Source organism: Labilithrix luteola, assembly GCF_001263205.1.
In the GTDB taxonomy this organism is placed as follows: Bacteria; Myxococcota_A; Polyangia; order Polyangiales; family Polyangiaceae; genus Labilithrix; species Labilithrix luteola.
The window spans coordinates 1,312,133-1,337,092 of record NZ_CP012333.1 but is presented as its reverse complement, the minus strand read 5'-3'; the positions used below and the strand labels follow the sequence as shown (position 1 = coordinate 1,337,092).

The window sequence follows — 24,960 nt, the reverse complement described above, 5'->3', positions numbered from 1 at the left end:
CGAGATGGTGCCGCACCGAGCGTCGAGCAGACTCGTCACGCTCGCGCTGGTGCTCCCTTTGCTTTTGCGCGCGTACGCTCGTGATGAGTCGACGCCTGCCTCCGAATCGACGTGCGGCGCAGGCGGCCGCTCTCGCGCTCGGTCTCGTGTCGATGGGCTGCAAGACCGTCCCGAAAGGTCGTTTCGCCGTCGACGAGGTCACGATTCGCGGAGCGCACGCGGTCGAGTCCGACGACATCGAGGACAAGATCGCCACGTCTCCGAATCCGAAGTTCCTCGGACTCTTCCAGGGCGTCGTCTACGACTACGCGATCTTCGACCGCTTCATCCTGCAACGCGACCTCGCACGCGTGGAGGCGTTCTATCGCACCAAAGGCTTCTACGACGTGCGCGCCCGCGCGGGGCGGATCATCAAGCTCAACGACAAGCACGTCCGCGTCGAGATCGTGGTCGAGGAGGGAAAGCCCATCGCCAACCGCAAGGTGAAGGTCGAAGGGGCTACGGGGATCCCGAAGGAGATCGCCTCCGCCGTGGAGGCGGCCGCGCGCGAGGGCCTTCCGAACGGAGCGACCTTCGACGAAGACTCGTTCGAGAAGACCGAGATGGCGGTGCGTCGGGCGCTGCTCGATCGTGGCTACGCGTACGCGACGGCGAAAGGGACGGTGGCCGTCGACATCGTCCAGCACGTGGCGGACGTCCTGTTCACGGTCGAACCCGGTCCGAAGTGCGTCTTCGGCAAGGTCACCGTCGAGGGACTCGGCGCGCTGCCCGAAAAGCCCGTGCGTCGCGCGGTCGACATCAAGGAGGACTCGCCGTACTCGCAGACGGCCCTCGAGCTCGCGCAGCAAGCCGTGCTCAGCCTCGGCGTGTTCGCGTCGGTCGAGCTGATTCCCGACTTGCCCGGCGAAGAGCGCCCACCCACCACCACGAGCACCCCGAGCACCGACGGCGCGGCTCCGGCCGACGTGGCCGCGAACAACGCCCAGAAACCGCGCAAGATCCCTCCCCAGACGAACGGGAAGCCGCCCGTCATTCCGATTCGCGTCAAGGTCGAGCCGTCGCGACTCCGCACGATTCGTCTCGGCGGTGGTCTCGAGTTCGACGCGCTCAAGACGGACATCCACGGCCTCGTGGGCTGGGAGAATCGAAACTTCTTCGGCGGCATGCGGACGTTCTCGGTGACCTTTCGTCCGGGCGTGGTTCTCTACCCGCTTCGCGTCAACAACATCGTCTTTCCCGATCGCCTCTTGCCGGAAGAGCGATTGCGGATCGAGTTCAAACAACCTGGGTTCATCGAGGGGCGCACGAACGGTTTCATTCGTCCGCAGTTCGACGTCTATCCCGTGTTGCTCGACCCGAATCCTCCGAAGGATGCTCCCGTTCTCGGATATGCGGAGCTCAAAAATGCGATTGGCGTCGATAGGCCATTCAAGAAGCTCTTCGTCTCCGTCTCGCATAACGTCCAGTGGGATTATCCGTTCCCGTACATCGGGCCGCGCGACCCGACGCTCAGCACCATCACGATCTCGTATCCGGAGCTCTTCGTGGCGCTCGACTTCCGGAACGACAAGATTCACCCGCGCAGAGGCTTTTATCTGGCCAATACGTTCCAGTACGCCGGAGGTCCTTTCGGCGGCAGTGCGCATGACCTGAAGGTGGCCCCCGAGGCCCGTGGCTTCGTTCCCCTGACGCGAAGGACGGTCCTCGCCGCGAGGGCGGCGTTGGGATTTCTCGAGCCCTACAACTACGGCTCTACCATCACGCAGAGCGTGAGCGAGTTCGGTCGCGCGGTGGAAGAGACGCGCGACTATCAGCTCACTTTCTTCCGCGGCTTCTTCTCGGGCGGCCCGAATTCGAATCGCGGTTATGCGATTCGCGGCGTCGGACCGTTTGCCTTCGTGCCGTTCCTCACGCCCGAGGTTCAGTCGCAGCTCGTGGCGACAGGGTGCACGAACAATTCGTGCCGAACGCCGACCGGCGGCTTCACGCTCTGGGAGCTGTCCATGGAACTTCGCCACTCCCTCGAAGGACCTCTGTCGGCCGCGCTCTTCTGCGATGCGAGCGACGTCTCGCCTCAGCCGAACAACGTGCGTTTCGATCACCCGCACTTGTCGTGCGGAATCGGCGTTCGTTACGACACGCCGGTAGGACCGATCCGCCTCGATCTGGGTTATCGCCTCCCTGGGCTTCAGGTCATCGGCGGCCTGACGGCCGCGGACCAACCGCCGCCCACGTTCCTTGGCATTCCGATGGCAGTGCACATCGGCGTTGGCGAAGCGTACTGATGCCACTGGGGAATCGCATCGAGGGCGTTCGAGTCGCGCGGCGAAACGCGTCTTCGGAGCCATTCTCCTGCTCCTCGTCTTCGTGCTCGCGCTCGCGGCCGGAGTCCTTCTCCACGTCAACTTGCCCGCGACTCGTCGCGTGGTCTCGTCATCGGTGACGAAGCTCCTCCGGTCCACGTTCGCGGGCACGATTTCCATCGAACACATCGGGAGCCTCGGTCTCGGCGGCGTGTCGGGGCTCAGCGGGAAGATCTACGACCCCGAAGGTCGCCAGGTGCTCGCCGCCGATGGCATCCGCGTGCGCATCCGGGGTGTGCGCGCGCTGCGCTCCGTCCTGGGGGGCAAGGGAGACGTCATCCTCGCCTTTCCCGAGATATCCATCGCCCACGTCGACGTGTCACTCGACTCCGACGCCGCCGGCAACTTGCGCTTGGCCAATGCGTTCTCGTCGCCCGCGCCAGCCAAGGAGACGGAGCCGAAGACGCCGGGAAGAGGAGTGAGCCTCGATGCTCCGGAAATTGGCATTCGTCACGCGTGGGTGCACGGGCAGCCGGGCGGCTCACCCTATCTGGACGCCGACCTGAGGAACCTCGCAGGCAGGGGCCACTACGACCCGAATTCGATTCGCGCGAACGTCGACCGTCTCGAGCTCGTGACCCGCGGGCTGCCTCGCGGTGCCGATCCGAAGGGCCACCTCGAAGGGCGTTTCCAGATGCCGTCGGCGACGGGCAAGGACATGGAGCTCGCCGCCTCGTTCACCGGGACCATCTTCGGCGCGACCAGCGAACTTCGCGCGTCGCTCGACGGAAAGCGCGTGGACGGCACCTTCGATGCGCGCGACCTCACGGGCGAGCACGTTCGCGCAGCCTCCGAGCTCGAAATTCGCGATCAGGTCGTGTTTCACGCAGAGGCGCACGGCACGCTGCCACGTGTGGCGGCCGCGGCCCATGCCTCGCTGGGGCGCGGAACGGTCGACGCGAAGGCCGATCTCGATCTGAGCGATGGCTTCGCTGCGCGTGGAACGGTCTCCGCGCGCAACGTCGACCTGCAAGCGGTCGTGCGCTCCGCTCCATCGAGCGACCTGGGGTTCGACGCCTCGGCCGACGTGATGTTTCCCAAGAAGGGGGGCGTGTCCGGCACGGTCAGCGTCGACACGCTTCCTGGGAGAATCGACGGCGAGCTCGCTCCTGTGCTGAGCGTTCGCAGCGACCTTGCGACGGGAGCGCTGCGTGCGACGGGACGCGTGCTCGACGAGCGCTTCCCGTCGGAGTTCACCGTGACGGTTCGCCCCGAGCCGAACGACACGGTTTTCTCGGCCGACGTTTCATCGAAGGTTCCGGACCTGACGCGCCTCGGAAAGAAGGCTGGCCTCGTGGGCAGCGCCAGCGCGGACGCCAAGGGAACACTGCGTCTCTCCAACAAGTCGTTCGACGTGCGGGCGACGATCGATGGCACGAACGTAGCTCGCGGTGATTTCGGGGCCGATGCGATTCGCGCGCGCGTCAGCGCCAGCGGAACCGCCGACCATCCGAAGATCGAGCTCGGCGTCCACACCGAAGGGCTTCGCGGCGAAGGCCAGAGGCTCGATGCCGCCGACGTTCGTGGCCGCGTAGAGCTCGCGGGCTCACGGATCGTGGTTCACGAGCCGCACGTCGACGTCGTTCGCGGAGGCTTGTCGGCCTCGATTCTCGCGTCGGACGTCGACATCGGTGGGGCTCGCTTCCTCGTGAACGGCGCCGTCATCACGGGCGTGGGGGAGCCGATCTTCGCCGACGTGAGTCGCGATCGACGCGCGGTGAAGGTGAAGATCGATGCAAAGTCGGTCGATCTTGGTCGCCTCGCCGTCTTTGCCGGTCGCGGGAAAGACGTTCGCGCCGGCACTCTCGCGATTCAGGCGGATGCCATGCTCGAGCGCGACAATCCGAGGGGCGAGCTGCACGTCGACATGCAGAACCTCCATGCCTTCAAGATCGAGGGAGGGAGCCTCAAGGCCGACGCGACGGTCGCCGAGCGGCGGATCGGACTCGACCTCGACGCCGACGTTCCGAACGCCGGTCATCTCGCTTTCCACGGCACGCGGCTCTCGGTGTCCGGTCATCCGTCCCAGCTCGCTTCGTGGAAGGGCGTTTCGGGACGCGTGCGGTTCGACGGTTTCGTGGAGATGTCTCGCCTTCTGGCCATGTTTCCCGAGGGCTCGAGGCCGCCGGCCGATCTCGCAGGGTGGCTCTTCGTGCGCGGCACCGTAGGGCGCGACAGCCCCACGGCGGCTCCCGAAGCGCGCGTGAGCATCCGCACGAAAGGGCTCGTCGTCGCCGAGGGGCAGGCGACGAGTACGAAAATGGGCAAGACCGAGATCCGCAAGGAGGTCGGCTTCCGTTCGAGCGAAATGGACGTGGCCTTCGACATTCGCGTCGATGGCACCTCCGGCGCCGGTGAGTTCGCCGCGCGCGTCACCGATTCGCGCGGCGCGCTGTTGTCGCTCGATGCCAAGGCCGACCTGCCGTATGCCGAGCTCCTCGCCGACTTCGGAGGCACGCTCGAAAAAACGAAGAGTGCGCCCGTGAGCATGCTGGTCACCGTGCCTACGCGAACGCTCGACCGATTGCCCGCCGTCTTCGGCACGAAGATGACGGCGGGGACGGTGGGCGGCCAGCTCGAGCTCACCGGCACGGTTGCCGAGCCGCACCTCTCGCTACAGGCGAAGGCACACGGCATTCGATCGAAGTACGCAGCGCTCGACCTGGCGACCGACACCGATCTGAACCTCGCTTACGACGGAGCGAAGGCGACGCTCGGCGTCGAGATGAAGAGTCGGGGCAAAAAGGCGCTGGCGATCGATGCCACGGCCGAAGCAAAGGTGGCCGACCTCCTCATCGCTTCGCGGGCCTCCGTGCCGTGGACGACGAGCGCCAAGGCGCACCTCGACGGTTTCCCGCTGGACCTCGTGTCATCGCTCGCCGATCGGCGCATTCGCGGCAACGTGACCGGCGACGTCGTGCTCGATGGTCTCCACAAGGACGCCCATCTCAAGGCCGATCTCGCCCTCGGCGGACTTCGGATCGGGCGCGCCGACTACGAGAAGGGCAAGATCTCCCTCGAAGCCGGTGATGGGAAGCTCACCGCCGCGGCGCGCATCGATCAAAAGGATGGCCAGAAGGATGGCTTCCTCGATCTCCAAGCTTCGAGTGGCCTCGCCTGGGGTGGCAATGTGGTGCCGAGGCTCGACCCGGCCGAGCCCTTCGATGCGCACCTCGTCGCCAAGGCGTTCCGAGCCTCGGCCATTCTCCCCTTCGTCCAGACCGTGATGAACGAGCTCGATGGCCGGCTCGACGGCGATCTCCGCTTCGCGTTCGACCCGCGAACCAAGAGCGCCACGATGGGCGGCCAACTCGACTTCAAAGACGGAAATGTGCAGATCGCAGCCATCGGTGAAGAATTCGAGGACGCGCAGGCGAAGGTCATGATCGAGCAGGACGGAACGATTCGCGTCACCAACGTCGAGGCGTCGACCTCCGACGGCCACGTCTCCGCGAATGCAGTCCTGAAGATGGACGGGCTGAGCTTCGCCGGTGCGAACGCGAATCTGAAGATCCCCGACAAGAAGGCGATCGACCTTGCCGTCCAGGGAAAGCCCATCGGCAACGTCTTCGGCGAAGCCAGCGTCGACATCCACAAGAGCCCCGACGACCCGAAGAAGCTCGTCGTGGCGGTGAACGTGCCGAAGTTCAACGTCAAGCTCGCGAAGTCGCTGAAGACCGGCGTGCAGGAGCTCGGGAAGAACGAGCAGATCAAAGTAGGCGTGTACCGCTCGCCGACCGAGTTCGTTCGCTTGCGGCTCGACAAGGGCGATCTCGAGGAGGAAGAAACGCCGGCGTCGCTCTACGACGTCGACGTCACGCTCGGCGAGGTGGTCGTGGTGCGCGGCACCCAAGCGCGCATCGTCCTGACGGGCCACCCCCGCGTCTCGCTCGACGGCAAGACGGTGATGAGCGGTCAGATCTCGGTGAAGAGTGGCAAGATCGACGTGCAGGGCAAGGAGTTCGTCGTCGAGCGCGGCACGGTCACCTTCAATCCCGAGGACACCGCGAACCCCACGATCGTGGCGACGGCGACGTGGACCGCGAACGACGGCACGAAGGTCTACGCCGACTTCGCCGGCCCGCTGAAGACCGGCCAGCTGAACCTGCACTCGGAGCCTCCGCGTCCGAAGAACGAGCTCTTCGCGCTCGTGCTCTTCGGCAGTGCCGATGGAATGAACGCCTCACCCACCGCAACGGGACAGCAGGCGAACTCGACGACTCGCGCCGCCGCGGCGGTGGGTGGTGCCGTTGCAGCGCAAGGCCTCACCGACGCACTCGATGACCTCACCGGCATCCAGGCCACAGCGCGCATCGACACGACGTTGGCGAACAATCCACGTCCGGAGGTCGAGGTTCAGATCTCGCGTGCCATCTCCGTGCAGTTCGCTCACGTGCTCGGAACGCCGCCCATCACCGATCCGGACACGAACCTCGCGACGATCGACTGGCGCTTCCATACGAACTGGTCGCTCGAGACCACGTTCGGAGACCGCGGCAAGGCCGTCGCCGATGCGGTCTGGCAGAAGCGGTACTGACGACGCGCGTCGGACGTGCAGTGGCACGCGGTTCGCACGAGGTCAGAGCCGAGCATCCACAGGAGATTCCATGCAACAGCTGCCTTCATCCGAGCTCGAGGGTCCGCTTCGCAACGACGCCTCCACGGCGGAGTTGCTGCGCGAGGCACTCGACGAGGCCAAGGAGCTCGCCCGCATCGAGGTGGAGCTCGCCCGCGCCGACGTGAAGCACGAGATCGTTCGTTCGAAGCGGGCCGCCATCGGATTCGCGGTCGCGATCGTCGCGGCGTTGATGGTGATTTGCCTCCTCGGCTATGCGCTCGTGATGGCGTTCGGCGGAACGGCGCTCGTCGCGCTCGTCGTCGCCGGTTGTTTCTTGGCGGCCGCCGGCATCGCCGCGCTCATCGGCTACACGCTCTTGCCGAAGAAGCCGCTCGAGGCGACGCGCTCTCGTCTCCAGCTCGACGTCAACCACTTGAAGGAGCACATCGCGTGACCATGCAGCTCTCCACGGCGGGCGACGAGCGCGAGCGACTCGAACAACGGGCGAACGCCATTCGCGCGCGTTTGCTGCGTACGATCGATGCGCTCGATTTTCGCCGCCATCAGGTCTCCGAGGTCGGTCACTACGCAAAGCGCGTGGCGGCGCCGGTGGTCCTCACGTTCGTCGGCCTTGCGGTGGTGAGTGCGGGCGCAACCTTTGGCGTGGTCGGCGCAGTACGACGCCGGAGGCGCCGCCGTTGGGATCGCCGCTTGGGGAACAGGCTCGCGCCCCTCGCGCGTCAGCTGCGCGGCGAGAAGAAGCCGTCGATCGCGGCCGAAGTCCTGCGCAAGGGCGCGCTCGCCGCGGCCTCGGTTCTGGTGACGCAGCTGGCCAAACGCGCGATGAAGAACATGCTCGACGGAAAGCTGCCGAGCGGAAGACGACTCGAGGAACTCGGCGAGCCGACGGAAGATCGCGTGTCCGTGGTCGACGCTCCGCTCTTTGCCGAAATCGATGCCCGCTACAACGGAGGCGATCGATGACCATTCTCGACGAAGCCTTGGTCGACGAAGCCGCGCGGGAGACGTTCCCGGCGAGCGATGCGCCTTCGTGGACGCCGACACATACCGGTGGACGGCCGAGGAAGGCCGCGCTCGCGCCGCACGAGGTGCGGGGAAAGCTCCGTAACGACGTCGAAGCGCTCTGGATGGAGGCTCGTGCTCGCCGCCAGCGAGGGATGACGCCGGACCGGTTCTCGATCGCGGGCGACTTCGTGGCGGACACGTTCCTCGAGAGCGGCCGCGCGGTGACACGTCTGCCGCTCACGTGCACGACGACGTTGCCGGGTAATCGCATCGAGAATATCGAGTGCGTGATTCGCGGCGAACCGAACGCGGCGGGCCTCGGCGAGATCGTGGTCGGCGCGCGCTACGACGGGATCGTGGCGGCGGGCGGGCGTGACGAGGGGATCGACGCGACCGGCCTCGTTCTCCTGCTCGCCCTCGCGAGACATCTCGAGGGCTTCACGTTCGGTCGCACCGTGCGGCTCGTCGGGTTCGCCGACGTGCCCAACGCGTCGTGGCGCGACCATCCTCGCGAGACGCGCGGGAGTCGCGCGTATGCCCATCGGCTTCGCGAGAAGGGCACGCGCGTCGATGGCATGGTGTGCCTCGATGGGTTCGCGCTTCGTGATGGGGTCGAAGAAGGTGGCGAGGTCGTCGCCCTCTTCGGGAATCCGCGTTCCGAGGCCCTGGTCGCGCAGGCCGCCTACGCGTTCCGTCTCGGCGTGCACATGCCGGTGCGCGGCTTCGTGCTGCCGAGCATTTTCCCGATGGCGTCGTCGGCCGATCAGCGTGCATTCTGGCGCGAGGGCTACCCGGCGATGCGCGTGTCGAACGTCGCGTCGTTCGACTTCTTGCGTTTCGCACGGCCCGGGCGCGACGCCTCGGGGATCACGCCTGCCGATCACGACTTCGTTGCGATGACCGACGTCGTGCTCGGACTCGCGGCGGTGATCGAGCGGCTTGCCGTGCTCGAAACGATGCGGTGAGCCACCTTCACCAGGTGAGCCAGGTGAACGAGCGCCGCGGTTTTGCGCCGCGAGCGAATCGACGGACGAGGTCGTTCGCGTGTGCGCCACGACACGGACGCGCCGTGCTAGCGTCCGTTGTCTCCGCATGGAACCGCGCCTGAGTCTCGTCACCCTCGGAGTCGGAAACCTCGAACGCGCCGTGCGCTTTTACGAGAAGGTGCTGCGGCTTCCTCGCATCCCGACGCCGCCGACGGTGGCGTTCTTCGAGCTCGGCAAGACGTGGCTCTCGCTCTACCCGCGTGAGCTTCTCGCGGCCGACGCGGGCGTTCCCGCCGAAGGTTCGGGCTTCGCGGGCATCACCCTCGCGCACAACGTTCGTTCGCAGAAGCATGTCGATGCGCTGATGGCCGAAGTCGCATCGGGGGGCGGCCGCATCGTCAAGCCCGCGCGCGACACGGAATGGGGCGGCTACGCGGGATATTTCTCGGATCCCGATGGCTTCCTCTGGGAGGTCGCGTACAACCCTCAGTTTCCTCATACCTGATCGAGGTCGACCCATGAATCATGCGATTCGCTTTCACCAGACCGGTGGCCCCGAGGTCCTGCGCTGGGAGTCCGTCGATCTCGCGCCGCCCGAGCCGGGCGAGGTTCGTGTTCGGCACACGGCGATCGGCCTGAACTTCATCGACACGTACCATCGCAGCGGGCTGTATCCGGTGGCGTTGCCGTCGGGGCTCGGCTCGGAGGCCGCGGGCATCGTCGAAGATCTCGGTCCGGGCGTCCGCGGCTTTTCGATCGGCGATCGGGTGACGTACGCGAGCGGCCCTCTCGGTGCCTACGCCGAGGTGCGGAACGTTCCGGCCTCCGTGCTGGTGAAGATCCCGCAGGGCGTCGACGACAAGGTGGCTGCTGCCGTGATGCTCAAGGGCATGACCGCGCAGTATCTCGTCCGGCGCACCTACGAAGTGAAACGCGGCGACACCATCCTCGTGCACGCGGCGGCCGGTGGCGTGGGTCTCATCCTCTGCCAGTGGGCCAAGCACCTCGGCGCCACGGTCATCGGTACCGTGGGCAGCGAAGAGAAGGCCAAGCTCGCGCGCGAACACGGTTGCGATCACGTGCTGCTCTACCGAACCGAGAATGTCCCCGAACGCGTGCGCGAGCTCACGAACGGCGTGGGCGTGCCCGTCGTCTACGACTCGGTCGGCAAAGACACGTTCGCGATGTCGCTCGACAGCCTCCGCCTGCGCGGCTTGATGGTGACCTTCGGCAATTCCTCGGGAGCCGTCGGGCCGATCGATCCTCGCGTGCTCGCGCAGAAAGGCTCGCTCTATCTGACGCGTCCCACGCTGGCCACCTACATCCACGATCGCGCGGAGCTCGAAGCCACCGCCGGGGAGCTCCTCGACCTCGTGGCGAAGGGCGTCCTTCGCGTGAACGTCTCCCAGACGTATCACCTTCGCGACGCCGAGCGCGCGCACCGCGATCTCGAAGCGCGCAAGACGACGGGCTCGACGGTTCTTCTGCCCTGAAGCTAGTCAGCGTCGCGCCGGCGTTCGAACGTCTCTTCAGGAAACGGTGAGAGCAGGCGTCTCGGTGGTCTTCTTGGCGCTGCTCTTCCCGCCGGCGCGAGGGACCACGCCGAGCATGGCCTGAACTTCGTCGAGCGGCGTGTTCCAGAGATCGTTCCAGCGCACGCCGAAGAGCGGACGTGCGCTCTTGCCCATCTCCCAGCCTCGAGCGACGGCGTCCATCATCGCGCCCCGCGCGGACATCTCGAAGAGCGCGACGCGCAGACAGCCGACGGCAAGGAGGACCGCGGGCAGGGGACCCGGGATTTGCGCGAGGTAGAAGGCCTGAAGGCCGATCTCCTCGGGCCAGGTCGTGCCGAATTCGGTCACCGTGTGCCAGACGTCGTGCGTTTCGTAGAGGTGGGCGCGCACGTACGTGGCGCGGTCCGGGCTCTGGAGCGGCGGGATGTCTTTCGGGTCGAGGCCCTGCGCGATCATCGTGTCGGCGAAGGCTCGTCCGAGGGAGCCTTCGGGGCAGCGCTTCAGCTCCTGCAAGTCGACGTCGATGCGAGGTCGCTCGTCGAGCGCACGGTCGCCTTGCGGATCACGTGCGAGCGCCGCGGCCATCTTGTCGATGACCTCCGGCGTCGAGAGAGCGTCGGCCATCTCGAACACCTGGCCGAGGCGATTCGGATCGCGCACGAGCGCAGCAAGACTGTAGAGGGCTTTCGCGGCGCGAATGGGCTTCCAGGACATCGTGGGCTCCTGGAGAGACTATGCAAGTCATCGCTCACATTCTCAACTCGTCTTCCGACGGGGACGAGCGACACTCGAAGTGCCTCATTTTAGGGCGCTTCGTCGCCCGTTTTGCGCATGAGCCGAGTCACCACTCGCATCTTGATGCTCAACCTTTCGGCAGTCGTGTCTTGAGCGGGCGCCACTTCATGTTCATGTAAACGTCGCCGGCGTCGAGCTCGTCGAGCATCTGCGTGAGGCGCTTCTGCTTGGTCTCGTCGCGCTTCGCTCGCGCGATCCAGCCGAGGTAGTCGTTCTGCTGGAAGGCCGGTCGCGCGCGGTAGGCCGGCATCAGGCCTCGCTCGTCGAGCGCGCGCTTCACGAACGCGGGCATCGGTTGGATGGCTCGCTTCAGGTTGCCCATCGCCGGTTGCGGCTTGGGTCGTGAAGCTTCGCGCTTCGTCGCGCGTTTCGCGCGAGAGGGGGAGGCGGGCATGCGATTAATCCTCGATGGCTTGGTAGGCGGACGTCCAGAAATCCAAGTAGAGCGGGTTCTGCGAGGGGAACCCCGCGCGCTGGCTGAGCATGATGCCTACCATGCGCTCTTTGGGATCGTTGGCCCATGCGGTGCCGAGCCCGCCGTCCCAACCATAGCGGCCGGGGATCTTGTAGAGGTCGGTGCGCTTCGTGGCGATAGAGACGCCGAAGCCCCAGCCGTGGTCGTCCCACAGTCCGGCGAAGGGAGAGAGCGCTTTCTGCTCGGGCGTGAGCTGGTCGGTGGTCATGGTCTCGACGGAGGCGCGCGAAAGGATCGACGTGTTGCCGTCTTTGCCACCGTTCATGAGCATTCGCGCGAAGGCGAAGAAGTCGTCGGCGGTGGAGACGAGCCCGGCGCTGCCCGAAGGAAACGGCGGCGGCGTGTTCCACTGGCTGTCTTCGACCGAGTCGTAGATCGCGACGGGCTTGTCCGCCGAAAGGGCCCAGTAGCTCGTTGCGAGTCGGTGACGTTCCTCCGCGGGCACCGTGAAGAACGTGTCCTTCATGCCGAGGGGCTCGAAGATTCGCTCGCGCAGGAAATCCTCGAACGACTTGCCGGACGCACGCGCGACGAGCACCGCGAGAAGCTCGGAGCCGGTGCCGTACCGCCACTGCTCGCCAGGTTGATGGACGAGCGGCAGCGTGCCGAGGCGACGCATCCACTCGTCGGGTGTATGCGGCGTGCGCGGCTTCGGCGCACCGAACTTCAATTCGAGCGCGTCGATGGCTTTCGTGACGGACTCGTGGACGGAAGGCCCGAAGTAGAAGCCGTAGCCGGCGCGGAAGGTGAGGAGGTCACGCAACGTGATCGCGCGCTTCGCAGGCACGGTGTCGTGGAGAGGAGCGTCGGGCGCGCGGAGAACGGTGCGGTTCGCGAGCTCCGGCAGGAACGTATCGACCGGCTCGTCGAGACGGAGCACGCACTCCTCGACCAGAATCATCGTGGCGACCGCGGTGACGGGCTTGGTCATCGACGAGATGCGAAAGAGCGTGTCGCGTTGCATCGGAGCGCCGCCGAACGCCTGCGCGCCGATGACATCGACGTGAATCTCTGTCCCGCGCGCCACGAGCGTGACCACGCCGGGCGCGAACCCGCTCTCGACGTGACGCTCGAGGTTGTCCTGCATGCGATGGAGTCGTGCTTTCGAAAATCCGCTGGTGCTCATGCCTCGTTCTCCTTGGTCGTTGCGACGATCCGACGAACGAGCCCTCGTGCAATCGACGTGCGAGCGTGCTCGGGCGGACGATTCTGTCGTGGAATCGTCCGTCCTTCCCTGGATCGTTCCATCCCCATGTCTGACGCGCTCCCGTCACTTGGATGCCCGCTATGGACGGAATTTTCGATGATTTGCCATCAAACGTTCTCCGGCCTGACATGTGCCTACCTGCCGGCTCATGATCCGTTCGAGGTGGCTCGCAGCCCTGTGCTTGGCGGCGGTGACGTCCGTGGCCGGCTGCGGCTCGGAGGCCGACACGACCAGCTCGAACGACGTCGTCGGTGGCAAGAAGGGAACGTCCACGAACGACCCGAACGGCGCCTCCTCGTCGCCCGAGGTGATTCGCGAGCGCCCTTGGGAAGTCCTCTCGAACAAGGGCGAGACGTACCTCGCCGACGTCTTCTACGCCGAGCCGATCGAGAACGAGCAGGTCATGCCGTGGGCCATCGACGGTCGGCCGGTCATCGATCGTCTCGTCTACCCGACGCTCGGCAATCCGAACCTCTTCGTGCGTGACGATGCGGCCGACGAGCTCGTCATGGTTACGCGCATCGAAGCCGACGCGATCGCGCATCTCGCGCCGAACGCGCCAGCGTCGACCGACGGTTCTCCTCGGCCGCTGACCCTCGAGACGGACGACGCGAACGACATCGCCTTCTTTCTCGTCGCGAAGAATGCGCGCGCGCGGGCGACCGAGAGCGGCAATGCGCAGTCGCCCGGCGATGGCGTCTATCGCATCACGCCCTCGAAGATGCTGGTGAACGCCGAGCCGGCCGACATGCCGGACGCGTTCAAGAGGCGAAGCACGATTCGCTTCGTCTTCGATCAGGCGGCCATGCAAAATGTGCCGCCGGGGCTCTACGACGCACGCTTCGAAGTTCGCAAGAACGGCAAGGTCTACGCGAACGTCTTCGAGTGGCAATACAACGCCGTGCGCGTGTTCCAGCACGAATCCGAGGAGTACACGGCACTCAACGTGACCGACACGCAGGTCTCGGTGGGTAGCGCGTACGCGACGATCACGGCCGATATGCTCGACCAGTTCGTCGACAACGTGAATGGCAGCTCCGAGCCGAACGTTCGGAACGCGGCATTCATCACGTTCAACGGCGATCTCCACAACGGCGGCTCGCCCGGCTCGCTCACTGAATCGACGGTGGCGACGACGTACAACGACGAAGCGAAGCGCGTCATCGCTGCGCTGAAGCGCCTCGACTATCCAATCTTCCTGACGCCGGGAAATCACGACGGCTACGCCTCCGTCGGCCACGTTCCGGGCCTCGTGGAATCCTTCGACGCCAAGGTGGGAACCACGCTCGAGGGCGTCATCGACCTGCAAAACAACATCGCGTGGCCCGACTACTCGTGGAGCGCGCTCTCGGCGTTCCTCGACAAGAGCCATGACACCGTCGGCGGTCTCCATCGCGACATCTACCAGGGCGCGTTCAAGCGCTCGCCCGGCGACTCGTTCGCAACCTCCTTCTCCGAAGTGCCGCGCAGCGATCGCAACATGATCCTGTACGACGGCTTCTACCAGTGGAAGAAGACGTACGGACCGCTCTACGCGTCATGGACGTTCGCCAAGAATCGTTACGTGTCGATGAATACGTACGAGCTTCGCCAGCACCGCCGAACCGGCTGGGGCATGTACACGGTGAACTACGGCGGCGGCGTCTCCAAGGTGCAGCTCGATTGGCTGGATCGTGAGCTCGTTCGCGCGACGGTGGCCGCACAAGACGTGGTGCTCGTCATGCACCACGATCCGCGCGGCGGACACCTCGGCAAGGACTTCGGCTACTACTTTCCGCTCCTGAACTACCAGAGCATCGCGCAGAGCACGCTGAACTATCTGCTCGGCGAGGTGTTTCTGCCGCTCATTTGCAAGAACGATGACCTCGATCTGTCGATCGAAGATCGCGACAGCTGCCTACACGACGGATTGCAGGAGTGGATGGGCCCCGACGAGGATTTCGACCACGAGGGTAGTGGCTACTTCCTATCGGGCGTGGAGCTCCTCCAGCGGATTGCCCAGAACTCGCGCATTCGCACGTTGCTCATCGGTCACGCGCATCTCAATTCGCTGGAGATGAAGCAGTCGGGCGACGCGCTCGTTCCCAATCGCATCGCGCTCGACGACAAGAGTAACGCGCGCATCGAAGCACTCGAGCTCGCGAACCCAGTTCGGCGTTTCGCGTGGGAGAACGGCGACGCCACGCGCGAAGGAAGCCGCGCCGCCATCGCCGCGACGAAGCGCACGGTTGCCGCCTGGCGCGATCGTCTCGCCCCGATGCTTGCCGCGCGCACGTCACAAGAGATGCCGCAAAAGATGCTCGACGCCGACGACGGCGGCCCGCGCGAGCTCGCCATCGTGCGCCTGACGTCGAACGCGGACCTCTCCGACGAAAAGTACGGCGCCCAGTCGATGTACGGCTATTCGGTCCTGCACGTGAACAAGCAGGCTGGCGGCGTTCCTCGCATCAACCGCGTCACGTACATGATCAACGCAGGCTCCTCCGAGTTCGATCAGGTTGCCACGGTCGATCTCGACCGCACCGCCAGCTTCGACTCCCGCGCCCCGACGAACCCCGCCGCCCAGCTCTTCAAGTGGTGAGGGCGTTCGCTCCGCGCAAGTCGCAATTGCGGTTGAGGTGAGTTTTTCTCGAGGAATTTCGGAGGCCTGAAAAAAATATCGAGGGGCATGTCGATCCGGCCCTGCTTCGTTCGCCGTGTCAGTGAAGGCAGGCAAGAGAGCCGGCCTCGACCAAACACGAACGGAGGACCGTCATGGAAAAGGCGCTCGCTTACCCCTCGATCGATACCCGCGACTCGCGCGTGCAGCTCTGGATTGGCCGTGTGCTCACCGGGCTCATCGTCGCCTTTCTCCTCGTCGACGCGCTCGGCAAGTTGGTTCTGCTCGCGCCCGTCGTCGAGGGCTCGGCGAAGGTCGGCCTCGCGTTCGAGGTCATTCGCCCGCTCGGCGCGGTGCTCGCCGTCTCGACGCTGCTCCACATCATTCCGAGGACGCAATTCCTCGGCGCAGTCCTCGTGACCGCCTATCTCGGCGGCGCCGTCTCCACACACGTGCGGACGGGCACACCGTTCTGGTTCGCGGTCGTCATGGGCGTGCTGCTCTGGGTTGCCTACGCTCTGCGCAACGCACAACTTCGCGAGCTCATCCTGTCCCCGCGCAAGTAATCGCGCCATCAAGGCGGCTGCTGAAAGATGGCAGTCGCCGGTGACGAGAGTCGGCGCCCGCCATGAGCGCCTAAGTGCCGGACCGTATTCGGCAGGGATGCGCAGGCATCATCCCCAGGGAGGATAGACAAGGCGGTGTCGTGCATTGCACTCTCCTCTTTGTTTCTACGCGGCTCGCAGCTGCTCTGAAACCGCCCGATGGTCTTGCGACCGTCACTTCTCGCGATAGAGGTCGCCCGTGCGCTTTCGGCTGCTGTCCGCTCTTTCTTCACTGACCACAATCACGGCACTGCTCGTTGCCTGTGGGCAGGTGATCGATCCGCTCGACGAACCCGTCGATCCCTCGACAGACGCATCTTTCCCCGACGGGGGAGTCGGTGCGGAAGCCGACGCGCACGTCGAGCCTTTGCCGGACGCGCAGGCCGACGGCTCGATTGTGCCGGATGACGGCTCGGCGGATGGAGGTCAGGACGCCGCGGAGCCCCCGTGTGTCGAGGGGGACGTGATGGTGATGTCGTCGAGCGACGCTGCCGCACTCGCGTCGATCACGTGCATCCGTGGCTCGCTTACGATCGATACGACGAGTCCGATCGCGCTCCCGCGGCTTCGGGAGGTGTCGGGCAGCATCTTCTTCGTGAGCACGAGTCCGGTCGTGACCTTGGACGCGCTCGAGGTAATCGGGGCCAACCTTCGAGTCGTATCCAGCAGCACTTCGACGCTCTCGTTGCCACTCCTGCGGAACGTCGCCGGCACGTTCGCTGTCGAGCTTGCTTCGGTGATATCGATCGACGCGCCGCAACTAGCGTCGGTCGGTGACCTGCGGATATCGACCCTCGGGACGGTTCAGAAGCTCTCGCTGCCAGCACTGAAGACCATCTCGGGCAACGCCACCTTCTCCATGGCCAGCCTTCGGGAGCTCGCGCTCCCGAGCCTCGAGCGGATCGAAGGGTGGTTCTCTGTGGACGCCCTCAATGGCCTCACCACGTTGGATCTTCCGCGTCTTCGCGACGTCGTTGGCGACGTCTACTTCGCGTACGTGCGCGAGCGGATCTCACTGACCTTCCCCGCGCTCGAGCATGCGGGCTCGTTCACGGTCGGCGGAACGGACAACCGCCTCGAGGAGCTGTCTTTCCCAGTCCTCACCCACGTCGGTCCGGTGAGCATCCGCTTGACGGGCCGGCTCGCGCAGCTCTCGATGCCGGAGCTCATCGAGTGCGGGGGACTCACGCTCGATGACGCCGCGCTCACGACCCTCCGCTTGCCGGAGCTGAAGAAAGCGACAGGCAAGATTTGGGTGCAGCCCTGGAGCAAGGGCAAGCTGGCGCTCGCCTCCATGCAGCTCCCGAAGCTCGAGGAGGCCGAGAGCATCGTGCTCGGCGACCTCCCGGAACTTGCATCGATCGATCTCCCGCGGCTCAAGACCGTCACGAACGAGTTACTGCTTTTCCGCGCTCCGCGCGCGACCCAGCTCTCGCTGCCGTCACTGACATCGGTCGGTACGCTGAGGGCGTACGAGCTGGCGACGATCACGAAGGTGTCGGCGCCGCTGCTGCAAGGGAGCGGGACGACGGTGATTACCATCGGGCCGGCGCCCATGCTGAGCCGCGTCGACCTTTCCGCCGTGACCGACCTCGAGGGGGTCCAACTCCAGGAAGCCAACCGCCTCACGACCTTCTCGCTTCCTGCGGCGACGGGTGTGAAATGGGTCGAGATTGCGAATCTTTCGGCGCTCACGAGCATCGCCTTTCCGGCGTTGGAGTCGGTTTCCTCCCTGGGGCTTTATGGCCTTGGGAAACTTGCGAGTGTCGAGGTTCCTCAACTTCACTCGCTCAACGCGCTCGTGCTCGATCGAGCACCAAAGCTCGTAAACCTCGGTCCGCTCGCGACGGTGCCGACGTCTCTTAAATTCTTGCACCTGGCGAACCTCGCCGCAGAGTCGCTGGTATTCCCGAACTTGGTAGAGACGGACAATCTGTACTTGTCGAGCAACTACGCCCTCACGAACATTTCGTTTCCGTCGCTCGCTCGCGTATCCACGGGCAACATCGAGTATTGCCCGGAGCTCCCCTCGTGCTCTGTCGATGCCATCAATACCCGTCTCACCTCCGGCAGGATCGATTGGTACGCCCTCGGTCGGTGCACGCCGTGACGGTCATCGAATCGTAGGGCCCCCGAATAGTGGAAGGCGGCGGACGCAACAGCACCCCAGTGGTGGCCTGCCCTGAGTCACGCGGCGAGGCATGCCTGTGAGTAGGTCCATCGGTTCCCGTGTGTCTCTTGCGTTTCCCTTGGAGGTCGAGGATGGCTGGCCGCCGGTGGCAGTCGAGTCATTGCCGTTCCGAATAGCGTCCGAGGGCTATGTGGCAGTCGAGTCACCACGATTCGTGAGGGACCTGTCCGTGGGCGACGTGATCGACGCCACGCTCGAGGCGGGGGGGGACCGCGTTCAGCCTTGGCGCCATGTCGCAAGATCTGGCCGCACCACCGTCTGGCTGTTGCGATTGCAACCCTCAGGTACGATCGACACCGTTCTAGCCCAACTGCGTGGGATTGGCTGCAACACGGTGACGCTCGAGCAGGCAGGAACCTACTCCATCGATGTCCCCGAATCGGTTCCGATCAAAACGGTGGATGCCGCACTGGCACGTCTGGACCATGACTCGGTAGCAGTCGCGTTTCCATCGATGCGCCATCAAGATTAGGGAGTGCGATGCGAGGACAAAACGAGACTCACGAGCCGGTGAAGGACGAGAATTCGGCGCATCCTATTGCAAGCGTTTGGCGGCCAGTATTCCGAGAGGTCGTCAACGCGCTCGTTCACGGAGACTATGAACTTGTGAGACGCCCTAGCTCTGTTGCGCCGGTCTCGGCGAAGACCGTTGACCAAATACAGGGCTACGTCACGGACTATGGTGAGACTCTTGCTGAGCTTCCTGATGAAACGTGGCGCACCTCAGTCTCGCATTGGATGGGGACCTACTGGCAGGTGCTCATAGATCTGTGGACAATCGAGTCAGGGGCGAGCGATCTCGTACTCGATGCCTGGGTGTTCGAGACCGAGGACGGCTTCCGATTCGAGATCAACTCTGTGTACGTGCCGTAGGCGTGATCGGAGTCCACCGGTTTATGAGCTTGTTGACGGCGTGGACATCGTCCTCGATATGACGAGAAACGAAAGGCATGATTCCAAGAAAGCCTTTCATGAGGGGCATCCGGGCGTGTCGTTGGCCTGCAACGATCGAAGTCGGGGGACCCCATTCAACTACAACAAGATCGAATCGCAGTGATGATTCCGCATAGAGGACGGCGAGTTGTCATGAACAAGTCCTCCGTGGTTGCGTCCGCGATACAGAGTATGTTCGACGAGCTCGGCACGCTTGCCGACGAGTACGACGAGTTCACGGACACCGACGTTCGTGAGGCAGTCCACATGACACTGACGCGCCACTTTGTTTGGGGAGAGAGAGAGGAACCGCTTCCTGTCTCCTACGGAATGAGAAGCGCGGAAGGAGATGCGCTGATTCGGACCAACATAGAGGAGTTCCTACGTTGGACGTTCGAGGAGGTGTCGCGGATTCCACCAGGCAAGCCGCGGCTCATGCTCCTCCAAGACCCAGACATCCAAGCAGCGAATGGGATGCGCTACGATGAGCTGTTCGGTCATCGTGATGAACCGCTGCCGAACACCCCCTTAGCGGCAGACATGTTTGCCCTCCCCCAATACGATGAATGAGGAGTACGGACTCCGACGATAATACTACGCTCACCGCGCTCGAACTGGACACCATTCCACGAGCTCGTGGCGGTCGCGTCGACGGATTCGGATCCTTTGGCAACGCCGTGAAGTCGAACTGACAATCGCCGCGACGGACTCTCCGTCGACGCCGTCAATGCGCATCTCGTGTCCGGCTGGATCCCGTGGCACGCCCTCGGTCGGTGCACGCCGTGACGGTCATCGAATCGCAGCTTTAGGAGCTATCGCTTCGAGCGGGGAGCGAGTCGCTCGGTCGAAGCCTTCTTCTTTCGTGCTCCAACCGCTTTCGATGCGGCGGCCTTCACGATGCGTTGGAAGGTGGGACACTCCACGTGGCTTGGTGCGGGGCAGGCCGCGGCGTGCCTCAGGCCGTCGCGAATGGCGCTGAGCTTGCGAATGGTCGCGTCGAGCTCGTCGGCTTTGGCCGTGAGCAAGCGTCGGTCGATGTTCGGGCGCCCGTCCGGGCCGAACATGAGAACGATCTCGTCGAGCGAGAAGCCGGCCTCGCTCCCAATGGCGATGAGCGCGAGCCGTTCGAGAACACTCGCATCGAACACGCGCCGAAGGCCGCGCCTGCCGATGGACCGGATCAGCCCTTTCTCCTCGTAAAAGCGCAGCGTCGAGGCGGGAATCCCGGAGCGGCGTGCGACTTCTGCGATGTCCAGGTCTTTCACGTCTTGACCTCAAGTCGACTTGAATTGGCACCATTCGTCTACCGATTCTCGACGACGAGAGAAAGGACGCGCGGATGAACGACGAACAGGTCACGGCTTGGAACGGCCCTTCGGGGCACGCGTGGGTCGAATCACAGCCTTTGCTCGATCGGATCCTCGAGCCGATGGCAGAGCTCCTGCTGCGAGCGGTGCCGGAAGGTTCGGCTCGGCGGATTCTCGACGTGGGGTGCGGCGCCGGCGCGACGACACTCGCCTTCGCCCGTCGAGTCGGCGCCGAGGGCAGCTGCCTTGGCATCGACATCTCTCAGCCGATGATCGACGCCGCGCGAGCCCGAGCCGAACGCGAAGGCGTGCCGGCGAGGTTCGTCATCGCCGACGCACAGACGCACGCCTTCGAGCCGGCGAGCTTCGACCTGATCGTCTCGCGCTTCGGCGTGATGTTCTTCGACGATCCGGTCAGCGCTTTTACGAACCTTCGACGCGCCGCCAAGAACGACGCCGAGCTCCGCTTCGTCGCCTGGCGAAGCCCCGCGGACAATCCCTTCATGACGACGGCCGAACGCGCCGCGGCTCCACTCTTGCCGAACCTGCCAGCACGCCGCCCCGACGGCCCGGGTCAGTTCGCCTTCGGCGACGCCGCTCGGGTCCGCAACATTCTGGAGCAAGCAGGGTGGGCGGCGATCGATATCCAGCCCGTCGATCTCGTGTGCAGCTTCCCTGAAAAAGATCTCGTCCGTTATCTGACGCGGATGGGCCCACTCGGCCGCGTGCTCGACGACGCCGACGACGCGACACGAACGAGAATCATCTCGTCGATCCGCGCTGCGTTCGACCCCTTCGTGCACGGCGACGAGGTCCGCTTCACGTCCGCCTCGTGGCAAGTCGTCGCCCACGCCCCGCGCTGATCAGGGGATGCTTTTGCAGCAGCGGAAGCCGAGGTGGTAGTTCACGTGCCACGCGTTATCGAGCTTCTCGACGTGCCAGCGGGGGTCGAAGTTGCAGTGATCCGGGTAGGCGCCCGTCTTGTTGGTCGTGGTCTCGGGGACGGGCTCGCCGGGCTCTTTCGCGAGCTCGGTGTAGAACCACGCGCTGCCTTTGAGCTGTGTGTACACCACCTCGCCTTCGCGGCGCATCATGACTTCGGCCACGTTGCCGTGCTGATCGAACACGCCGAAGCGGGAGCGGCACTCTGGGAAGGAGCCCGAAGGCTCGGTGTCGGTCGGGCAGGTGTCCCAGGTGGTCTTCGCGGTCTGCACCACGCAGGCCGTCCGGTGCCTTCGGTTCGTGTGGCAGATCTCGAGGTCGAGCTTGTTGCCGTAGGCGTAGCGCCGGTCGGCGCCGCCTTCGGGATCGCCGCGGCAGGCGATGTTCCACTCGGTCTGCGCGCAGAGACGCTTGCCCTGGAGCTCGCACACCTTCTTGGCGTAGGTCGGTGGCGTCCAGACCATCGGCAGCTCGCACGGCTTGTTCGGGAACTCGAAGACGTCGATGCAGAACCAGGGCTCCTTGCCTTTGGTCCACACCGGCACCATGTTGTCCGCGCCACACTTTTCGCGCTGCTCGGGCGTCTGGATGACGATGTTCTTCAGCCCCGCAAGGCATTGCTCCTTGCTGATCGTGTGCTTCGCGATGGCCTTGTTCCCCTGGTTCATTCGGTGGGGGCCCTCGCTGCCGAACACGCTTCTCAGGAAGGCGTTCGCCTGGATCGTCTTCTGCTCTTTGTCGGAGAGAGGTTTGATCGAGAAGAGGGACAAGAGCTCGTCCTTCGACTCGTGGTGGTTCGCCATCGGGTCGCCCGCCGCTCCGGCGTCGTTCGCTGCGCCGGCGTCGGTCGCCGCGAGAGGGGCGATGGCCAGGAGGCCAGGGGTCGAAGCTACGTCGCCAGCGCCGAACATGGCTTCGCCGTCGGCGGCCCAGGCGTCCGGGTCGGCGTCGATCTTCGGGGCGACGTGATCGCGGGCTTCGCCGTTCGAAGATGCCGGCCGGCACGACGGGCCGGCGAGTGCCGTCGCCGCCACGATGGCGCATCCGATGGCGCCCATACGCGAGAGTCCCAGCCGCGGCCCCATGGGTCGATCGTACAACGCCCGACGGTCCGTGCCGCCTTCCCGGCAATTTCGTCGCCGAGCCCAACCATCCGCGACGCGCATGTGCTGCTCGCCGCTCCCGATCGAAGAGCGTAGAGAGGCGATTTAGCGGCGTACTAATTGCACGGTGACCGCGGCCGATTTAGGTTCGGCATACATGGCAGAGGATTTCTACTCGGTACTGGGTGTGCCGCGAGGTGCCGACGCTGCCGCGATCAAGAAGGCTTATCGGAAGCTCGCGCGCGATCTGCATCCGGACAAGAACCCCGGAGACAAGGCCGCGGAGGCTCGCTTCAAGGCCGTCAACCGCGCCTACGAGGCGCTTGGCGAGCCCGAGAAGCGAAAGCTCTACGACGAGTTCGGAGAAGACGCCCTGCGTGAAGGTTTCGACGCCGACAAAGCGCGAGCCTACAAGCAGTGGCAAGAGCGTGCCGGATCGGGTGGCGGTGGCTTCGGTGGCGGCGGCGGCGTCTATGGTGGCGGCGGTGGTCGCGTGAACCTCGAAGATCTCTTCGGGGGACAAGCCGGCGGCAACGTCTATGGCGGCGATCCGTTCGCCGATCTCTTCGGTCGAACGCGACGTCGGAGCGGTCCCATGAAGGGACAAGATCTCGAACAGGAGATCACCGTCGACTTCGACTCGGCCATTCGCGGCACGCAGCTCTCGATGAGGAAGCAGGGCGAGGCGCAACCCGTCACGGTGCGCATTCCGCCGGGTGCCGACGAGGGCAGTCGCGTTCGCATTCCGGGTCAGGGCGCGCCGTCACCGAACGGCGGTCCCCCGGGCGACCTCATCCTCGTGATCCACGTCGAGCCGCACAAGCTCTTCGAGCGCGAGGGCGACGATCTCTACCTCGACGTTCCGATCACCGTGAGCGAGGCCGTCAAGGGCGCCAAGGTCAAAGTGCCCACATTCGATGGCCCCGTCGCGGTGAAGGTGCCCCCGGGTACGCAGAGCGGTACCAAGCTGCGCCTCCGTGGCAAGGGGGTCGCGCGCAAAGGCCGGGAGACGGGCGATCTCTACGTGCGCTTCATGGTGCAGGTGCCCAAGAGCGATTCGTCCGAACTCATCGAGCTCGTCGACGAACTTGCCAAGTTCGAACCGGCCGACGTTCGCGAGAACCTGAAAGTTTGAGAGCGCACCCGCTCTAGCACTTTGGCGTTCGTGTACTCTGGCCTCGGATGCCGAGTCGCGCGCGTGTTGCCTCCCTCTTCGTCGCCCTCTCGTTCACGGCCTGTGGCGGTGCGGGAGGCAGCTCGAGAGAGCCTTCGATGGCGGGAGGCGACACCGCGGCTTCCAGAGGCCGGGCGGGCGCCGACATCCCCCCTGCCGGCCCGCCCGTGCGCGTCGACTGCGGTGACTTCTCGACGTGCGCGATCGCCGAAGGCGGCTCCGTTCGATGCTGGGGTCGCGACAAGAAAGGCGAGCTCGGTGACGGCGGCGGCCCCGATCGGTCGAACAATGCCGCCGTGCCCGGGCTCGGTCGCGCCACGGCGCTCGCCCTCGGGTCGGAGTTCGGCTGCGCGTTGCAAGACGACAAGAAGATCCGCTGCTGGGGCACGGGGCGCATCGCCAACGACGGCAAGGTCCACCAGCGCGCGCGTGCCACCGAAGTGAGCGGCGTCGATGGCGCGCTCGACATCGTCGCGAGCGGACTCATCGCCTGCGCGCGAACGACGAGCGGCGTCACGTGCTGGGGCGGCGAGCCCAAGACCATCGGCACGCCGCCCTCGGGAGCGTTTTCACAGATCGCCACCGGCTTCACCCACGCGTGTGGGCTCGACGACAAGGGCGGGATCTCGTGTTGGGGCACCGGCGACTGGGCGCCGAGGGGCTCGTTCTCGAAGCCTCCCATCACCGGCGCGAAGTACGTGGCGACGGGTGATCGCCACGCGTGCGTGATCACCAGAGACAACAAGGTCGCTTGCTGGGGCCAGAACGACGCCGGCCAGCTCGGCGTCAGAGCCGACACGGAAGGCCACAAAAAGCCGGTCGAAGTGCCCGGCATCGACGGCATCGTGAAGCTCGTCGCCGGGGAGTCCGCCACGTGCGCGATCGACGGCAACGGCACCGTTCGATGCTGGGGCGGCAACTCCGAGGGCGAGCTCGGGCTCGGCAAGCGATCGAGCGACGAGCGGCCCACGAAGCTCTCATCGGTCGCGCAGGTCGCGGACGTCTGTCTCGCGACCACGCACGGCTGCGCACTCACCAAAGACGCGAAGATCGTCTGCTGGGGAGGCAATGCCGACGGTCAGCTCGGCGACGGCTCGAAAGATCGCAAGCTCGAACCGAGCAACGTACGCTGGTAGGGGGAGGGGCTCGTCTTGTGGGGAGCTTCGCTCCCCCTCGAAACCT

21 protein-coding genes are annotated in these 24,960 nt (G+C 65.1%); 16 read left to right on the top strand and 5 right to left on the bottom strand.

Translation table 11 applies throughout. The features are described from left to right. Positions 1-83 precede the first annotated feature (83 nt). From AKJ09_RS06000 to AKJ09_RS05970, 7 genes are all read left to right on the top strand, one after another. Positions 84-2,285 carry a BamA/OMP85 family outer membrane protein gene (locus AKJ09_RS06000; RefSeq protein ID WP_169927294.1) on the top strand — a complete coding sequence of 734 codons (2,202 nt, stop codon included), beginning with the start codon at positions 84-86 and terminating at the stop codon, positions 2,283-2,285. Beyond that, the gene (locus AKJ09_RS05995) at positions 2,269-6,900 is read left to right on the top strand and encodes a translocation/assembly module TamB domain-containing protein (RefSeq protein ID WP_146646217.1); all 4,632 of its coding nucleotides are present in this window, start codon (positions 2,269-2,271) and stop codon (positions 6,898-6,900) included. Before AKJ09_RS06000 ends, AKJ09_RS05995 begins: the two co-directional genes overlap by 17 nt. Before the next feature lie 70 nt (positions 6,901-6,970). After that, positions 6,971-7,375, top strand: coding sequence for a phage holin family protein (locus tag AKJ09_RS05990; RefSeq protein WP_169927293.1), 405 nt, complete (start codon positions 6,971-6,973; stop codon positions 7,373-7,375). After that, the gene (locus AKJ09_RS05985) at positions 7,372-7,905 is read left to right on the top strand and encodes a hypothetical protein (protein WP_146646215.1); all 534 of its coding nucleotides are present in this window, start codon (positions 7,372-7,374) and stop codon (positions 7,903-7,905) included. Before AKJ09_RS05990 ends, AKJ09_RS05985 begins: the two co-directional genes overlap by 4 nt. After that, positions 7,902-8,912 (top strand): zinc-binding metallopeptidase family protein, encoded by a 1,011-nt coding sequence (locus AKJ09_RS05980; RefSeq protein WP_146646214.1) that lies wholly within the window; start codon positions 7,902-7,904, stop codon positions 8,910-8,912. Before AKJ09_RS05985 ends, AKJ09_RS05980 begins: the two co-directional genes overlap by 4 nt. 127 nt (positions 8,913-9,039) lie before the next feature. Continuing rightward, positions 9,040-9,438, top strand: coding sequence for a VOC family protein (locus AKJ09_RS05975; RefSeq protein ID WP_146646213.1), 399 nt, complete (start codon positions 9,040-9,042; stop codon positions 9,436-9,438). Between the two features lie 13 nt (positions 9,439-9,451). Next, positions 9,452-10,426: a quinone oxidoreductase family protein gene (locus tag AKJ09_RS05970; protein ID WP_146646212.1), complete on the top strand. Its 975-nt coding sequence runs from the start codon at positions 9,452-9,454 to the stop codon at positions 10,424-10,426. 36 nt (positions 10,427-10,462) lie between these two features. Here AKJ09_RS05970 and AKJ09_RS05965 read toward each other — a convergent pair whose 3' ends face one another. The 3 genes from AKJ09_RS05965 to AKJ09_RS05955 all read right to left on the bottom strand — a co-directional run bounded on the left by AKJ09_RS05965 (position 10,463) and on the right by AKJ09_RS05955 (position 12,843). After that, entirely contained in the window at positions 10,463-11,161 is a 699-nt protein-coding gene (locus AKJ09_RS05965; RefSeq protein WP_146646211.1) for a Coq4 family protein, read from the bottom strand. Between the two features lie 148 nt (positions 11,162-11,309). Then, entirely contained in the window at positions 11,310-11,564 is a 255-nt protein-coding gene (locus AKJ09_RS05960) for a YdeI/OmpD-associated family protein (RefSeq protein WP_146655454.1), read from the bottom strand. Positions 11,565-11,640: 76 nt separating this feature from the next. Beyond that, positions 11,641-12,843 carry a serine hydrolase domain-containing protein gene (locus AKJ09_RS05955; RefSeq protein WP_146646210.1) on the bottom strand — a complete coding sequence of 401 codons (1,203 nt, stop codon included), beginning with the start codon at positions 12,841-12,843 and terminating at the stop codon, positions 11,641-11,643. 229 nt (positions 12,844-13,072) lie between these two features. Between AKJ09_RS05955 and AKJ09_RS05950 the strand changes: the two genes are divergently transcribed. The 6 genes from AKJ09_RS05950 (at position 13,073) to AKJ09_RS05925 (ending at position 19,822) form a co-directional block, all read left to right on the top strand. Then, positions 13,073-15,505, top strand: coding sequence for a metallophosphoesterase (locus AKJ09_RS05950; protein ID WP_146646209.1), 2,433 nt, complete (start codon positions 13,073-13,075; stop codon positions 15,503-15,505). A gap of 173 nt (positions 15,506-15,678) precedes the next feature. Beyond that, positions 15,679-16,089, top strand: a complete 411-nt coding sequence (locus AKJ09_RS05945; RefSeq protein ID WP_146646208.1) for a DoxX family protein — start codon at positions 15,679-15,681, stop codon at positions 16,087-16,089. Between the two features lie 238 nt (positions 16,090-16,327). Beyond that, complete coding sequence (locus AKJ09_RS05940; protein ID WP_146646207.1) at positions 16,328-18,238, top strand: hypothetical protein; 1,911 nt, start codon at positions 16,328-16,330, stop codon at positions 18,236-18,238. Between the two features lie 91 nt (positions 18,239-18,329). After that, positions 18,330-18,791, top strand: coding sequence for a DUF4265 domain-containing protein (locus AKJ09_RS05935; protein ID WP_146646206.1), 462 nt, complete (start codon positions 18,330-18,332; stop codon positions 18,789-18,791). 38 nt (positions 18,792-18,829) lie between these two features. Then, positions 18,830-19,192 (top strand): DUF7668 domain-containing protein, encoded by a 363-nt coding sequence (locus AKJ09_RS05930; protein ID WP_205633616.1) that lies wholly within the window; start codon positions 18,830-18,832, stop codon positions 19,190-19,192. Positions 19,193-19,405: 213 nt separating this feature from the next. Then, positions 19,406-19,822 carry a hypothetical protein gene (locus AKJ09_RS05925; RefSeq protein WP_146646204.1) on the top strand — a complete coding sequence of 139 codons (417 nt, stop codon included), beginning with the start codon at positions 19,406-19,408 and terminating at the stop codon, positions 19,820-19,822. A 242-nt stretch (positions 19,823-20,064) separates the two neighbouring features. Here AKJ09_RS05925 and AKJ09_RS05920 read toward each other — a convergent pair whose 3' ends face one another. Beyond that, positions 20,065-20,517 (bottom strand): helix-turn-helix domain-containing protein, encoded by a 453-nt coding sequence (locus tag AKJ09_RS05920; protein ID WP_146646203.1) that lies wholly within the window; start codon positions 20,515-20,517, stop codon positions 20,065-20,067. A gap of 74 nt (positions 20,518-20,591) precedes the next feature. On the opposite strand from AKJ09_RS05920, the gene AKJ09_RS05915 reads away from it, so the two are divergent. Beyond that, positions 20,592-21,422: a class I SAM-dependent methyltransferase gene (locus AKJ09_RS05915; protein ID WP_146646202.1), complete on the top strand. Its 831-nt coding sequence runs from the start codon at positions 20,592-20,594 to the stop codon at positions 21,420-21,422. Here AKJ09_RS05915 and AKJ09_RS05910 read toward each other — a convergent pair whose 3' ends face one another. Next, positions 21,423-22,586: an SUMF1/EgtB/PvdO family nonheme iron enzyme gene (locus AKJ09_RS05910; protein ID WP_169927291.1), complete on the bottom strand. Its 1,164-nt coding sequence runs from the start codon at positions 22,584-22,586 to the stop codon at positions 21,423-21,425. A 175-nt stretch (positions 22,587-22,761) separates the two neighbouring features. Between AKJ09_RS05910 and AKJ09_RS05905 the strand changes: the two genes are divergently transcribed. Then, positions 22,762-23,739, top strand: coding sequence for a DnaJ C-terminal domain-containing protein (locus AKJ09_RS05905; RefSeq protein WP_146646200.1), 978 nt, complete (start codon positions 22,762-22,764; stop codon positions 23,737-23,739). Positions 23,740-23,786: 47 nt separating this feature from the next. Then, on the top strand, positions 23,787-24,914 hold the full coding sequence (locus AKJ09_RS05900) for an RCC1 domain-containing protein (RefSeq protein ID WP_146646199.1): 1,128 nt from the start codon (positions 23,787-23,789) through the stop codon (positions 24,912-24,914). Positions 24,915-24,960: the final 46 nt, after the last annotated feature.